The organism is Pectobacterium sp. IFB5596 (assembly GCF_021432585.1).
GTDB lineage: Bacteria > Pseudomonadota > Gammaproteobacteria > Enterobacterales > Enterobacteriaceae > Pectobacterium > Pectobacterium punjabense.
In genome coordinates this window covers 102,872-118,256 of sequence record NZ_LXFY01000007.1, presented here as the reverse complement: position 1 = coordinate 118,256, position 15,385 = coordinate 102,872, and the positions used below count along the sequence as shown (strand labels likewise).

12 protein-coding genes are annotated in these 15,385 nt (G+C 54.7%); 7 read left to right on the top strand and 5 right to left on the bottom strand.

Annotated elements, in window-relative coordinates; genetic code table 11:
- Positions 1-410 precede the first annotated feature (410 nt).
- The gene (locus tag A6301_RS08140; RefSeq protein WP_107169123.1) at positions 411-1,340 is read left to right on the top strand and encodes a LysR family transcriptional regulator; all 930 of its coding nucleotides are present in this window, start codon (positions 411-413) and stop codon (positions 1,338-1,340) included.
- On the opposite strand, the gene A6301_RS08135 is transcribed toward A6301_RS08140, so the two are convergent.
- From A6301_RS08135 to A6301_RS08120, 4 genes are all read right to left on the bottom strand, one after another.
- Complete coding sequence (locus tag A6301_RS08135; protein ID WP_215482617.1) at positions 1,327-2,055, bottom strand: DUF6250 domain-containing protein; 729 nt, start codon at positions 2,053-2,055, stop codon at positions 1,327-1,329. The genes A6301_RS08140 and A6301_RS08135 overlap by 14 nt on opposite strands.
- Positions 2,055-4,826: a Tat pathway signal sequence domain protein gene (locus tag A6301_RS08130; RefSeq protein ID WP_234257522.1), complete on the bottom strand. Its 2,772-nt coding sequence runs from the start codon at positions 4,824-4,826 to the stop codon at positions 2,055-2,057. Before A6301_RS08130 ends, A6301_RS08135 begins: the two co-directional genes overlap by 1 nt.
- A gap of 4 nt (positions 4,827-4,830) precedes the next feature.
- Positions 4,831-7,101: a TonB-dependent receptor gene (locus A6301_RS08125; protein ID WP_107169116.1), complete on the bottom strand. Its 2,271-nt coding sequence runs from the start codon at positions 7,099-7,101 to the stop codon at positions 4,831-4,833.
- Positions 7,102-7,183: 82 nt separating this feature from the next.
- Positions 7,184-8,191, bottom strand: coding sequence for an ABC transporter substrate-binding protein (locus A6301_RS08120; protein WP_205540480.1), 1,008 nt, complete (start codon positions 8,189-8,191; stop codon positions 7,184-7,186).
- A gap of 567 nt (positions 8,192-8,758) precedes the next feature.
- On the opposite strand from A6301_RS08120, the gene A6301_RS08115 reads away from it, so the two are divergent.
- From A6301_RS08115 to A6301_RS08095, 5 genes are read left to right on the top strand one after another with little or no spacing between them, the layout of a single operon-like run.
- Positions 8,759-9,640 (top strand): energy transducer TonB, encoded by an 882-nt coding sequence (locus A6301_RS08115; RefSeq protein ID WP_234257521.1) that lies wholly within the window; start codon positions 8,759-8,761, stop codon positions 9,638-9,640.
- Positions 9,641-9,650: 10 nt separating this feature from the next.
- Positions 9,651-10,367, top strand: coding sequence for a MotA/TolQ/ExbB proton channel family protein (locus tag A6301_RS08110; protein WP_107168989.1), 717 nt, complete (start codon positions 9,651-9,653; stop codon positions 10,365-10,367).
- Position 10,368: 1 nt separating this feature from the next.
- Entirely contained in the window at positions 10,369-10,770 is a 402-nt protein-coding gene (locus A6301_RS08105; RefSeq protein WP_107168988.1) for a biopolymer transporter ExbD, read from the top strand.
- Positions 10,771-10,791: 21 nt separating this feature from the next.
- Positions 10,792-12,402 (top strand): ABC transporter permease, encoded by a 1,611-nt coding sequence (locus tag A6301_RS08100; RefSeq protein ID WP_234257520.1) that lies wholly within the window; start codon positions 10,792-10,794, stop codon positions 12,400-12,402.
- A 17-nt stretch (positions 12,403-12,419) separates the two neighbouring features.
- Positions 12,420-13,163: an ABC transporter ATP-binding protein gene (locus tag A6301_RS08095; protein ID WP_107168986.1), complete on the top strand. Its 744-nt coding sequence runs from the start codon at positions 12,420-12,422 to the stop codon at positions 13,161-13,163.
- A gap of 170 nt (positions 13,164-13,333) precedes the next feature.
- Here the strand turns inward: A6301_RS08095 and A6301_RS08090 are convergent, their stop codons facing one another.
- Positions 13,334-14,227, bottom strand: coding sequence for a hypothetical protein (locus A6301_RS08090; RefSeq protein WP_234257519.1), 894 nt, complete (start codon positions 14,225-14,227; stop codon positions 13,334-13,336).
- A gap of 401 nt (positions 14,228-14,628) precedes the next feature.
- Here A6301_RS08090 and A6301_RS08085 point away from each other — a divergent pair, with 401 nt between their 5' ends.
- Positions 14,629-15,372 (top strand): DUF2461 domain-containing protein, encoded by a 744-nt coding sequence (locus A6301_RS08085; protein ID WP_234257518.1) that lies wholly within the window; start codon positions 14,629-14,631, stop codon positions 15,370-15,372.
- Positions 15,373-15,385: the final 13 nt, after the last annotated feature.

Here is a 15,385-nt window from a genome sequence, read left to right as displayed (position 1 = left end):
GATGTCGCTATCCTCATGCTACCTCGTAGCACGCGCCGCTCGCCCCGTGACCCCTGGCTTTCGGCGTGAATTATGCCGCTACGCGGTGCCTTCGTCGATATCTGGCTTAACGGACCGCTTTCGACATGCTCCATGCGTGGCGCAAGCTTTCGCGGCGTCCATGCCGCTCATCCTAAGCCCGCTATCTCCTTAGCATAATTTTTTACGCCGGATAACGGCAAAACCTCCCGATGTTTCTGGATTGGCGTATAAGAGACTGCGCTAGGCACCAGCAATGAGTGCTTCCCCCATCGTATCAACCGCTTTAGATATATAACCAGTAAGCATATAAACATCGGTTTTATTATTTTTTCTGCACGATTAGACCTGTTAGCCTGAAAATTCCTTCCGTCCTGATGACACGCCGCGCTATGAATATCGATCTTCGCCAACTGCGTCACTTTATTGCCCTGATTGAGCATCGCAATTTTACCTCGGCGGCACAGGCGATGAAGCTGTCCCAATCCGCTTTCAGCCGCAGTATCCAGTCGCTGGAACAGACCATTGGGACGCGTTTGATCGATCGTATGAACCAGTTGGAACCCACGCCTAAAGGGTTGGTGGTGCTGGAACACGCGCGTCGCCTGATTAATCAGACTCACGATTTGTTTAACGATATTCAGCAATTTAATGAGAAAGAGGCGGGCGAAGTGAATTTTGGCTGCGGCCCGGCTCCCGCCGCCTGGCTGATGCCGCAGGTGATCGGAGCGTTCTCCCGGCTGTATCCCAAGGTACGGATGGTCTTTCGCGTTGATAACTGGCAGGCGCTGGGCCATCGGCTTATGGCCGAAGAACTGGATTTCATTGTGGCGGATATGCGTAACTTTGAATTCGATACCCGCTATCGGGTACAGCCGTTGAGCCAGCATCGCTGGGGATTTTGCTGCCGCAGCGGGCATCCGCTGGCGGCGCAGGAAGCGATTACCGTTGAGCAATTCTTCTCCTATCCGCTGGCGGCAACGATTCGCCCGCCCAACCTGCACCGTGCGCTGGTGCAACTGAGCGGTAAACTGGATATTCGCACCAGTATCGAGTGTGAAAATGGCTACAGTCTGCTGGATGTGGTACGTCATTCAGATGCCATCGGCACGACCAATCACTTCAATGAGCCCGAACGGCACGGCCTGCATATGTTGAAGATTGCGGGTCTGGACGATAACACCGACGAATTCTATACCCACTACGGCATCATTTATCTGGCGGACGCCCGCCTGTCGCTGCTGGCGCGTAAGCTGATCGACACCTTCGTGCAGATCGATGGCGACCTGCACGGCGTGCCCGTGTCGCTTACAGCGGGGTGATGCTGAACTCACTGATTTCCTGACGTGAAAATACCGTCCGAAAGCCGAAATAGCCCGGAGCGGGCGTGTGTGTATAGCTGGCGCTGAAATAAAGCACGTCATCAACCCAAAAACGCGTTTCCCGCCGATCCACTTCAATCACGATACGATAGCGATGATGAGGACGCAGCAGATGCGCGGCATCGGTGTATTCACCCAGTAGCAGGCGCTCGCCGTGACCGTCGTAGTAACGAAAGCGCGTGGTGCTGTTCCAGTTGCCGCCCATCCCGACATAGTACAGGTTCAGGCTGTCGTATTCGTTGAGCTTGCCGTGCCGGGTAAACAGGTTCGAATTATGCAGGTCGCGTGCCGCCCAGAATTGGTTGAGGTCGGACACGCGATCGTGCGGGCGATCCGCGACCACAAGCTCCCGCGTGAAGGCTATGCGATAGGTGCCTGAGAGCGGCGCATCCAGCCAGATCGTCAGCCCGGCGGCGCTCTCCAGCGTTAGACGTTCGGGCGTGGTCTGGAGCGTGGTGCGCTCAGGGTCTTCTTGCTCTACCTGCCAGCGTAGCGGCTGTCCGTCTGAATCGGTGGACCAGATAAGCGCCGCACGGTGGGGGGAATCGATAACGTTACGTGTGTCGCTTGTCTGTGGCGACAGGAGGAGCGTGTTTTCAGTACAGCTAGGGTCAATCATGATGATGTCCTGTAACGTGCCGCCGGATGGCGGCATTAAGAAGATGCGGGGATGTCATCCAGCAAGGCCAGCAGGGCGATGGCGGTTAATCCCCATTGGGCGACGGCGTTGGTCGCCAGATTGGTTGCTGCGGTACTACCGGAATGTTTATCAATGGTGGAATTGATCACCGGTTCATTAATAGGGTAGAGCACATCAGGCGGTGTCAGGCGTCGCTGCGTGAGTGTTGGGTTAGCAATACCGCCGCTGCCTGCGGTAAATTCTGCCCAGGCACGCTGTGTCAACGTACGATCGTTCAGTTGCCGCGCGGCAAAGGCGGTCAGCCGTGCATGGCCTTGAGCTAAATTAAGTTTCTTCACCGTTTTCCCTACGGCTGCGCTTAACGCAACGGGGTCGTTATACAGCCGACAGTAGTCGAGCCACGCGCGCGTAAAGGCAGGATCGGGCAGAACCTCAACCAGCTCGCTACAGATTTCTGTCAGGCCAAAAACCGCGCTCAAATGCGAAATCTCTACCTGATCCTCAGGTGCAGGGAGGAATCTGCCGGTGTCGGGGTCGATGGCGGCGCTACCGGTGAAAAAACCGTGTGGCTGGGCGGCCAGCGTCTGCATGCTGTTGAGCAAGCGTTCGCGCATTGCTGGATCGCCGTGGCGTTCCCAGGCGGTGAGCCAGGCGGCGGCGACGGCACCCCAGTCGGTGCCGAAACCCAGACTGATATGATTGAGTTTGTCGGGATACGTCTGGCCGATTTTGCGGCCAGGCAGCACCGCACTTAGCGTGCGCAGCGCCTCAACCTGTTCATCCATCAATTCACCGATGCGCTCATCGGCGGTGAGGTAGTAGAGAAAACGGCGGTTGGCGACGGTAGAAATCCGCAACTGTTTAGCGCTGTCGCCCCAGTGGCGGACATTGTGCCGGGACCCTAGCGGGCTAAAGCGTCCCAGATGATGCACGTCGACTTCACCGGTGTGGCGCGTCATGGCTTCCGCCATACGAAACACGTCGGCGCGTCCGCTGTGCAGGAAGTAATACCAGAGCCACAGATCGGTACTCAGTTCCGAGTTATCCCACGCATAGCCGCCCACATCGTAGCGCCAGACGTGACGGTCGCTGTCATAGGTGTGCATGACATCGCCGAAATCCCAGAAGCCGTACCATTTTCGCTGCTCGACCTCCTGCTGGTAGGCGTCGAAATACGCGCCCAACTGTTTTTCCAGACGGGTTCGGGCCGGTGTTGCAGCGGAGGCGGGAGCCCACATCGATCCAAATGCCTGCGCACGATACAAATCCGGTGAGTTCGCCACCAGCAGCGGCGGTTGCTGCATACGCCGTGCTCGCGTCACCAGATTTTCCGCGTCGGGCGTCGTGGGCAGCACATCGATAAACAGTTCACTGGTGCGCGCCACACCGACCGCCGAGCCGAAGCCCGGTTCGTAATCTTCATAAGTGATTGCCAGCCCTTCACGCTGTTTGTCATGGGTATCCTGGCCTAAGCCGTCATGATAAAAGCGCATATCCATCGGTTCCGCCCACGGCGACCACAGCCAGAGCGTGACGGTCGCCACGTCGGTGTGGGCATTGTCGATTTCCAGACCGGCGGGGTAGCTCTGCCAGAAATTACGCAGGCCGAACGCCACGCCGCCTGTTGGCGTGCCCAGATAACCGACGCCTGCTGCCCGTTCGCCCGTGGCGGACAGCAACCAACCCTGTCCGGCCTCGGTGCGCTTATGGATCTGAAAACCGTCGGGATGGTGCTGGGTCAGGCGGTAGCTGCCAAACGCGGGAATGTAATCCAGCCGTTTGCCAACCTCCGGTGAAAAATCTGCGATCGGCGGCGTTGCTTGCCCGGCTAGCTGGGCTGCGATAACGGCCGCACCGGGGTCGCGGCGTAATCCGCTCAGACCGCGTACCGCTTCACGAAAGAGTCCACCTTGGTCGGAGACGAAGCGTACATGGCGATCGTGCAACTCTCCCTGTAACGGAACGTCAAATGCCAGCCCAAGTCCCTTCAGGCTAAGCTGTTCGTCATCGTTGTCATAGAGGAGGGTGTGTACCACGCGCAGCGAATCGGTGTTCGCGTAGCTGTACAACCGGATAATAAAGGGGATGTGCTTAACCCCTTGTTGCTGCGCATGGTGCGTACCGCGTAGCGCAATCACCGTGCGCTGCGCCCCGCTTTGCTCTACGGTGACCGTGTCGATCACGCCCTGATAGGTGTCCTGTGTCAGCGTACTGTCTGTCTCTGCTCCGCGCTGCATACGCAGTACCAGTCTGCCGTTGGTTAACGCTAGCCGACCCTCTCGCCATATTTCTTCGATCAGGCGAGAACCTGAACGTGGAATGACGCAGCGAATACGGCCGGTATCTATTGTCCAGCCGCGCGCGTGCTCGCTAACCATCTCTGAACCTGTCGGCACGTCCTTAACGGAAATCGGACGCAGCGTCAGGCCGTCTTTCGGCGCGGCATCGCCGCCCAGAGCATGTGCCGACCATTTAATCGAGCCGTCCGGCCAACGGGCGAGCGGCCAGCTTTGCAGGCCATAGGTTTGCTGCTGCGCATCGTACAACGCGAAATCACTATCGCTGCGCACCGCCCCCCGCGGCCAGGGAACGCCCCAGGTGACGCCGGTAAACGAACGGGGGATCTGCCCGTCCAGCCAGCGCAGGCTGACCTGCGGTGCAGTTCCGCCAGCGAGGTTGGAAGCCGCCGCCAAAGGCGCAGCGGCAGAGGTCCAGAACGGTGCCGACAGCGCCAGCAGCGTGCTGTCACGTAGGAAGCGTCGGCGTGAATACGTCATCTGCTTCATGACATTACCCCTTGAAGTCGTAACCGACCGATATTCCGACCATGCGCGGTTCGCCAATCACGCCCGTTGTGGCGCTGGAGCCTCTGACGGAGCGGTAGTAGTTCTTATCCAACGCATTTTTCACCCACAGCGATACGTTCCAACGGTTGTCGCCTTGCTTGCCACTCAGTCCGCTAGACAGATTCAGAACACCATAAGCGGGAATACGGTTGCTCTCGGAATCATCAAGCGTACCGTAAGCCCAGCTCCGCCATGACCATTGCCCGGAAACCGAAGCTTGCAGATTGTTTGGCGTATCCCACTGGTAACGCACGCGCGTGTTGTAGCTCAACTTGGGGGATTTGAAGACGCGCTTTCCTGACATATCGCACGAGACGGCGGAAATTTCTGCCGGGCAGCGGGCGTTAGGGAAGTTCAGATAACTGGCATCCAGCAGCGTACCGGCCAGACTGATGCTCAGGCCATCAAGCGGGCGCAGCGTCAGCTGAGATTCCCCGCCGCGCGAGCGGAATTTCCCGGCATTAATCAGGTAGCTGGTATCCGTTTCTTCGTCATAGGCGTTATTCTGGAAATCTTCAACGACGCTCCAGAACAGCGCGGTATTCCATTCCACTTTGCGCTGTAGCCAGTGGGTTTTAACCCCCAGCTCCGCCGAGCGAGTTTTCTCTGGATCGACGTACAGCGAGTCGATTCCCAACTGCCTTGCTGCCCCAGATGACACGTTCAGGCCGCCGGATTTTTCCCCGTAGCCCAGCGTGAGATAAGGGGTGACGTTGGGTGCCGCAAACCAGTTTAGGCTGACGGAGCCCGAAGGCAGGCGGTTGGTTTGCGAGAGTGGGCCAGAATCAAAGGTTGCGCGGTTCCTGCGGACAAACGTTCCCTCTTTTTTCTCGTAGGTCTGGCGCAGGCCGACAATGACGTCCAGCTTATCGGCGGCGTGCCAGGTTCCGCGACCATAGACGGAATAAACGGTGTCATCTAACGTACCAAAGCGCTGAACGTTAATGCCCTGATAGCCATTTCCTACCCATGTCCGTACGCGATTGTCGTTGTAGTAGCGACTGTTTGCCTCGGTATCGAGGTTCTCTCCCCAGTAATCGACGCCGAGTGAGTAATCGACCTTATTGCCTTTGGGTGAATCTAGCCAAAAACTTTGCGACCAGACGCGATCGCGTACATCGGCACCGCTGTCGTTATAGAGCGGAATGTTCCAGTTATCCGCCGTACTGGGCAAGACGCGGAAATAGCGCAATGAGGAGAGGGAATTCAGGCTAAATCCACTCTTCAGTTTCCAGTTGGCCTCGACCGAGCCTCCGCCTTGCGCAACGCGAATGACGTTCTCGTCATCCATAGCGACCTGACGACCGCCGACGACCTTGAGGCCAGTTTGTTCGGCGCGAGTGCGAAAGGCGTCGGTTGCGCTCACCAGAACCGAAACGGGGCGCTGAGTAGAATCACTGTAGTCGCCGGTGATTCTGAGGCTAAAGCTGTCATTGGGCTGATACAGTAACTGTCCGCGCACGCCGTTATTGGTGCTGCCTCCGAGTTTATGGCCGTTTTCGATATTCGTGACGTTGCCGCCGCGTTCAGTGCGTGACAGATTGATGCGCCCCGCCCAGTGGTCGCTGAGTGGCCCGGATGCCATCAGTTTGGATTGCAGATAGCCGCGTTGTCCGAATGATTGCTCCAGTGAGTATTCGGGGGTGAAGGTCGGTTTGCGGGTGCGAATATCAATCGCGCCGCCGGTAGTATTAAAGCCATAGGCGGCACCCTGCGGGCCTTTGAGCACGCGGGTGCTGTCGATATCCAGCAAATCGTTAGAGATAACGCCGGGGCGAGACAAATAGACGCCATCGACAAACAGACCCACGCTGCCCGGCATACCGATGTTGGTGCCGCTCTCGCCACCATCGCCAATCCCACGAATGGTTACGGTCGTGTCCATCACATCGACGGTATCGACATCCAACCCCGTCACGAGCTGTGACAGCTCCTCAAAGCGGTAGAGCCGCTCTTCTTCGAGCGTTTTGCCGTCGATCACCGATGCCAGCGTGGTCGGTGGCTGAATAGGCGTACGCTGGGCGTTCACTTTCACGCGTTTTAGTTGGACGGGGGCAGCGGTTGTCGCCTCGGTTCGAGGAGCATTGTCCGTTGCGATTTGCGGATCGGCTGCCTGCGTCGTGGCGGGGAGCGTTAAAACGCAGCTCATTAAAATGCCTGACGTTATTTTGTTCTGGTGTTTTTTTAAATACGGTTGGTGCTTTTTAAAATACATGGCGTCTTCCGAATGTCGTCAATAGGTGGCCGATTGCCGTGAATGTCACGGCAATACGTGGGTTATAATTTGGGGGGGTAAATTACTGCGTTGCTTTTAGATAAGAATCATCCAGCCATTTATCGACATCAAATGGTTGTCGAATAAGACGCGATTCATCGGCTAATGTGACGGCACGTTTTAATTTTTCCACGAAAGCGGCATCTAATTCGGGTGAAAGACGCTCAGTTAATGGCGGTAATGTATCCCATTCGACGCGTAATATATTTTCCGGGTAGCCTGACTGAGTGGCTAATAGCTGAATAAATTCATCTTTATTTTTATTGTCGCTAGCCCAGTTTGCTGCTTCTCGCTGAACTTTAACTAAGCGCCGCAGAATATCTTCGTTGCCTTTGGCAAATTTCTCATCCACCAATAGGAAGCCGCTGAGCTGACCCGCCCCGTTCAGGTCGCGGCTGGAGAGTGGAATATCTGCCAGCCCTTTGTCCCGCAATGAAAGCGTATTGCTGCCGCCCCAGGTGGCATCAATCTGTCCGGCGGCTAACGCCGCGCTGGCGGCGGCGAAATCGAGATTAATCAGCTTAACGTCAGAGGGCTTCAGGCCTTGTGAGTCAAGCGCACTAACGAAGGAAAGTTCACCTGCTGTTCCACGAAAGATCCCGATGCGTTTGCCTTTCAGATCGGCAATTTTCTCAATACCAGAGCCTTTTGCCACGGCCAGATAGTGATTGATGCCGCGTGACGCTACGGCGATCACGCGGGTATCCAGGCCGCGCGAACGACCGATAATGCTGGCTAAATCACCCAGATAGGCCACATCGACCTGATGGTTGCCAAACGCTTCATTAATGACGGGGCCAGCGCCTTTGATGAACGTCCAGCGTACGCTGATCCCATCTTTGCTAAACTCGCGCTCCAGCAGTTTTTGACTGTGGATGACATCGAGCAGGCCGCCGCCGCTGGGTTTTGTACCTGCGCCAATGTCTGGCGCGGCAATACGAATTTCAGTGATTGCGGAGGTGAAACCCGACCAGACCATACCCATTGCCAATACGCTGGTCACTAACCATTTTCGTCCTGATGTCGTCATTATTTTTTACCCGCCAGTAATGAAATCGATGAATAGAAATTGTGTTATTGCGCCCGTTTCGAACGGCGTCATATCGTTGCAGAACCACATTTAAAGGCTTGGCAATAAACTGACTAATACAAAAAAAGCATTATTATTTTTAATAAATAGCTAAATCAGTATTCATCGTCTATTTCACCGCTATGCAGCGAACGAAAAAAAACTATTCCAACTATGCATTAGCCTGACAGCAATTTTTCCCTTTAGTCTGAGTGTCGATTATTAACGCTATCGTCTTATTAAATAAAGAATGAAATGAGTATGCTCAAAATAATTCGAGTTTCAGGAAGGCGGCAAGAGAAGGAATCCCGATGAGCTTACACAAGTAAGTGATTCGGGTGAGTGAACGCAGCCAACGCACATGCAACTTGAAGTATTACGAGTATATCGATATGCAGATACATACGTTGACTTTATTAAATAGTCGGGAAGAATTGATTATCCCAATCGCTATTCCAGGTGAGCTATACACTGACACCTGCAACGTGAAATAGGGCGATAAAGATATATTGTCAGGAGCAACCCATCATGACGGAATTACTCTATGCGGGAGCCGCGCCGATATCCCGATCCTATTCACCGGAGCCAATGCCGCAGGTTAACACGCAGCGGGTAAGCGGCGCGGTGCCGCTACGTTTACCGCAGCTCAATACGACGGTTTCATCCCGGCCAGAACGCTGGCTGGCCGTGGTAGCGACGCTGCTATTGCATGCGGCGGTGCTGGCGTTGTTCAACAGTGCGGCGACGCCGCCGGTTACGGTACCTGCCCGGCCACAGCCTGTCAGCGTTGAGCTGGTTGCTTCGGTAACGGAACCTGTGGTGCAAGAGGTCGTTCCGGTCGCCGAACCTGAGACACCGACGCCGCAGCCGCTGGAAGAGCCGACGATAACCGAGCCGCTGCTGGATGAAAGTGCATTGCTACCTCCTGCACCGGAAAAACCGGCCCCGGAAAAAAAAGTGCCGGAGAAAAAATCTGAACCGGTACTGAAAAAGACGCCGGTGAAAAAGAGCACGCCTGCGCCTAAACCGACGCCGCAGCCCCAGACGGAAACCGCATCGGCAGTGGCGCCAACAACGCCTGCGCCGGTAGCGCAACAGGCGGCGGTACAGCCCGTCGACGCGCCGTTAACGCCGCCGCTGGCCAATGCTGATTACCTGCATAACCCTTCGCCGTCTTATCCCGATGTGGCGATTAGCCGCGGTTATGAAGGCACGGTGCTGCTAAATGTGCAGGTGCGTGCTGACGGCAAGGTACAAACCATTCGAATTCATCAATCAAGCGGCTATCCGTCGCTGGATGAGGCTGCCAGAGACACAGTGGTGCGCTGGTCTTTCGTTCCAGCGCGGCGCGGCAACCAGCCTGTTAGCGGTTGGGTGGTGGTTCCTGTCGATTTTTCGCTGAACTCATGAGGTATTGGTTATGACACTCGGACACATTGAACTCTTTTCTGCTGAAGGCGCAGTGGTTCTGTTACTGCTGTTGTTTTCTCTCGTCACCTGGGGGCTGGGGTTGCTGAAGTTTGTCCAGTACCGGCTGGCGCAACGGCGCGATCGGCGTTTCCGTGCGGCTTTCTGGCAGCAGGATGACGTCAGCCAGACGCCAGAAACCAGCGCGAAACAGCCCGGTTCGCTGGCAAACCTTGCTCTGGCTGCCGTTAAAGCGCCGGAGCGGATTAGCGGCCAGCTTGCTTTGAATATTCATCTTCCCGATCGGGTCGAGCGTGCGCTGCAACAGCAGATTCAGCGCGAACGCCGCTCGCTGGAAAGCGGGCTGGCGGTGTTGGCGAGTATCGGCAGTACGTCGCCGTTTATCGGCCTGTTCGGCACCGTTTGGGGCATTATGGCGGCGTTGCAGGAGATCGGACTTTCGGGTTCTGCCAGTCTCGACACTGTGGCGGGGCCGATTGGTAATGCGCTGATCGCCACCGGAATCGGGATTGCGGTCGCGGTTCCTGCGGTGCTGATCTACAACTACTTTTTACGCCGTCTTAAGCTGGCTGTCGCGGATATGGATGACTTTGCCCATGATGTTTACAGCGTGATGCAGGCGAATGATTTTCACGTCAGTACGTTTCAGGCCAGCACAGAGCCATCCTCTGCGGCTTTCTCCGTAAAGAATCTGAGAGAGGTGGTCTGAGATGGCCTTTACCTCGCGTAATGACGACGACGTCATGAGTGAAATGAATATCACACCACTCGTGGATGTCATGCTGGTATTGCTGGTGGTGTTTATCGTTACTGCGCCGATGCTGACCAATGCCATTCCTATTCAGCTACCGAAAACGGCGGCGGTGGCCCCGGCCGATCGCGCCGATCCGATCGTGATTAGTATTGATGGTGAGCAGCGCGTCTTCATCAATAAAGAAAACCTGGCACGCGAGCAACTGGTGCCGCGCTTGCAGCAGGCGAAAGCGGGTAATTCTGATTTGGTGGTGCAGGTACAAGCGGACAAAGAGGCCAATTATGGCGCGGTAGCGGCGCTACTGGCCGATGTTGAGCAGGCGGGGATTACACGTTTATCTCTGCTGACGCAGAAATAACCTAGCCGGATACCGACGCTCATGATGCCCAAATACACACTGCGACTACGTTCCGCTTCTGATGCTTCGCTGTCCACGGGGGCGCTATCGGCGGGATATTCTGCGCTGGCAACGTCGTTGATCGCGTCACTGCTCGTGCCATTGCTGGTATTGGCCGGATGGTGGCTGGCCAGTCGGCACGGGTGGATGTCTGAGCAGATACTGCCTTCGCCGCTGGCGGTCATCGACAGTGCGCGTGATTTTGTCCCCGAAGAACTGATTCATCAGTTGCCCATTAGCCTGATGCGGCTTGCGATGGGCTTCGGCGGCGGCATCGCGCTGGGTCTGGTGCTGGGTAGTTTGTTCGGCCTGAATCGACGCCTGAATGCGCTGTTTATGCCACTCTTCACCGTCATCGCACAGATTCCAACGTTAGCCTGGATACCGCTTTTGATGCTGTCATTAGGCATTGGTGAAGCGCTGAAACTGGTGGTGTTGGTGAAATCGGTGACGGTGCCGGTGACGCTTTACACCTGTGCCGGTATTCAACAGACGCCGCAAAAGCTGCATGAAATGGCGCGTAGCCTGCGTTTACCGCCCATCGCCTTCCTGCGTTACCTGATTCTGCCCGCGATGTTGCCGTATGTGATGACGGGGGTACGGCTAGCGTTTTCCACCGGATGGGTGGCGCTGATTGCAGTAGAGCTGCTGGCATCCAGCGAAGGGCTGGGCTACCTGCTGGTACAGAGCCGTCAGTTGTTCATGTTGGATCTGGTGTTTGTCTGCATTTTGATTATCGGGATACTGGGATTTTCCGGGGAACGCGTGCTGTTGAAGCTGGAACGTCGTTGGATTCATTGGCCTGCGCCGATATTGGGTCGCGATAGCCTGAGCTCTGCGCTGCCGGGTCTATCGCTGACGCCTTGGCTCGCGCCATTGGCTCTGGTTACGTTGTGGCAGGTTAGCAGTACGCGTGAGTGGGTGAACGTGGCTTTTCTTCCTGCACCAAGCAGTGTGATTGATGCGCTGTGGTCGGGTTTGGCTCAGGGGGGACTGTTGGCCGACCTGAATGCCAGCCTGCTGCGTGCGCTCCAGGGCTTTCTGCTGGGGAGCGGGATCGGCGTGCTGGTCGGCGCGGTGCTCGGTGGCTGGCGTATCGCCGATAGGCTGTTTAATCCGGCACTGTCTGCACTGCGCTGTGTGGCGCTATTCGCCTGGCTGCCGCTGATAACGGCCTGGTTCGGTTTAGGGGAAAGCGCCAAAATCGTGTTTATCGCCGTGGCCGCGTTCTTTCCCGTCATGTTGGCAACCCGTCAGGGGATCGCCCAACTTCCCCCTGCGCTATTGGAAGTGGCTCAGGTTTTGCGCCTTACCCCTATGCAGACGTTGCGCGCGCTGGTGTTTCCCAGCGTATTACCGCCACTTTTTTCCGGTTTACGGCTGGCGTTGATGCATGCGTGGACCGGAGCCATTGGCGCAGAGTATTTCATGCCGTCGGGAGAAGGGCTGGGCGGCATGATGATTCGCGCACAGCAACTGCTTGAATCCGATCGCATCATGGCCGGGGTCGTGCTGATTGCGATCGTAGCCGCGTTCTTTTCCCGCTTGATGACCTTATCTGAACGGCGGCTGACGCGCTGGCGCTTTGCGTGATCGTTAACGGAGAATCTATGTCACTGCATTTTCAGCATATTACCAAGTATTTTACCGTCAACGGCGCACCGCTGACGGTGTTACAGGATATTGATCTGTCGCTGCTCGCGGGCGAGCTGGTTGCGGTCATTGGGGCCAGCGGCTGCGGTAAATCGACGCTGCTGCGTTTGGCGGCTGGGATTGATACCACCGAACGTGGGCGTATTCTGATTGGCGATCGGTCTGTGCGCGGTATTCCCGACGATGTCAGCCTGGTGTTTCAAGAACCGCGCCTGTTTCCGTGGCTCACCGTGACGGACAATATCCGCCTTGGCATGCTCAACCTCAATCTTTCCTCTGCGGACGCTGCGCAGCGTATTACACACTATCTTCAGATGATGGGGCTGGAAGCATTTGCCGACGCGTGGCCGCATCAGCTTTCGGGCGGGATGGCGCAGCGTGTGGCGATTGCCCGCGGACTGGTGTCGACGCCACGTATTCTCTTGCTGGATGAACCTTTCGGCGCGCTAGATGCGTTGACTAAGCAGCAGTTGCAAGAACGTCTGGCGGAGATCCGCCGACAAACGGATTTGACGATATTGCTGGTAACGCATGACGTGGAAGAAGCCGTTTTTCTGGCCGACAGGGTGGTGGTGATGTCACCCCGACCGGGTCGGATTAGTGCGATTCTACCAGTCGATCTCGCTTATCCTCGCGATCGAACCAGCACCGCGTTATTGGAACAACGACAAGCGGTCAGTCAGGCGCTGCATCAGGCCTGACCGTTGTGAATATCCGTGAAAAGGGTGTTGTTCAGGCGCTTGCTCCACCTAATGACAGCACCGTTTCGGCTATATCTCTTAGGCCGTTGCGTCAGAGCGACACACATTGCGAATGTGTCGCCCTGATGGACTAACGTTTTGCCACGTATCTTGAATGATGTCGGGTAGCGCTATTTAGCCAAAATGCCGTAGCTGAAAAAATACCCTGATTGCTTAACGAAATCGCCGTGTTGCTTATGTTGTTCAGCAGTATGGGTAGATGTGTTACTGACATAGGCTTGAGTGAAATCAGTGCTCAGCTGAAAATATTGTTTGCTCAGTTTTTCATGAATAGCGCTGTCATCCGTTGTCTGCAACGTCTTTAACAGGTCGACTATTTTTTCTGCCGATTCCTGGATTTTAGGATGAAGACCACTGGTAGCAGGGAGGTCGTAATTAAATTGCATGTTGACTGAATCTTTATTTTTATCTTCGTTAGCGCCGGCGGCAAGATTTTCGCCATAGACATCTGCAATGTATTGAACGAGCTCTGGCTTATCAAAACATTTAGACTTGATGTTACCATTTGATGTTTTATCTCGGGTGGTGATGGAATCAGGGAAGGCTTCACCTAATTGATAGGTGCATTTAAACATGTTGGCATCAATGACCGACGCGTTAGCACTTCTGACGGCCATTTCTATCTGATGACCATTAATCATCACCTCGTAGGTCGTCGGCTTAAAGCTTTTTCCTTTTCCTTCAACGGCATAAATTTCGGATAGTGTATAATAAACCTGGTTGTTCGGATTGATAATTCCGCCGTTGTTATTATCAAAAACCATGAAGGAGAAACGCTCACCTTTATTATTTTCTAATAGATGCTTACCGGGTGAAAGTTTAATTTTGTCGCTATGGTTCGGCAAAACGTCATAACTTTGTCCATCAACCTTGAAGGTAATATTACTTGCAGTCGGGTTGCTGTAATAAAATACGCCTTTCTGACTTGTCGGATCTAAACTATCACAGGCCGAAACAGAAAGTGCAACGAACCCCATTATCCCCAGTTTTAATGCTTCCTTCATTATATAGTTCCCTCATCAAAGGATTTTGTTGTTAATAATTACCTTGCTTAAATTGCAATAATGCTAACATATCAGCTATAGAGGCATGTTCTAAATTAAGTAAAATCCTGTAGCTATTTCTCTGTAAATTCTTATGTAGAAATTACGATACTTTGATTTCCACAAATACTGGCGTGAGGGTAATATTATCTGCTGTTGCTCATGGGATAATGAATATAAATGGATGTTGTCATGGCCGATCCGAGAAGAAAAAAGGTAACGATAAAAATAATTCATGCTTTTGGGAAACTGTAGGAAATAGTGGTTTGGGCGATGAGGTGACCTTTCCGCTGACGATGGCGTTTCGCTACTGGCGGCGTTATCTTTATGCCATCTGACAGCAACAGGGAGGGTATTTCTCTATGGCAACACAGTTTACGGGTTTTTCTCAAGCGGGTTTGACGTTTCTTCAGCAGGTGCGGCAGAACAACGATAAAGCGTGGTTTGACGAGCATCGATCCATTTACGATGAGCAATTGGTTGCGCCATTTCGCACGTTGGTAGATGAACTCAGTCTGACCATGCTACAGATTGACGACCACTTTGAAATCCGCCCGGCAATCGGTAAAACCCTCTCCCGTATTCATCGCGATACGCGTTTTTCCCATGATAAATCACGCTATCGCAGCCATATGTGGCTCACTTTCAAGCGTACCCGCAAAGATTGGACGGATGCCCCGGTGTATTTCTTTGAAATCACGCCGGATACCTGGCGCTACGGGCTGGGCTATTACAGCGCGACGCGCAATACGATGGATCTGTTCCGTCAGACGCTGCGTGGTAACCCGTCACAGTTCCTTGAGGTGGCGAGCTGTCTGGGAGACACCTTCACTCTGGAAGGGGACAGCTACAAACGCCCGCTGATTAAAGAGCAGGAGCCGGAACTGGCGAACTGGTATAACCGTAAATCGTTTGCCGCGATATCTACCCGGCAGGATATGGAAGCGCTGTTTTCCGGCGATCTGGTGACGGTGTTAGCTCGCGGATTTACCCAGCTTGAGCCGCTCTATCATTACCTGATGAATGTCGAAACCATGAAAAAAGCCGCGCAGGAAACAGAGTCCGATACGCGGGCATTTTCGGCGGATAAGTGGTTTGAACGTTAGCGCCAGAGTGAGC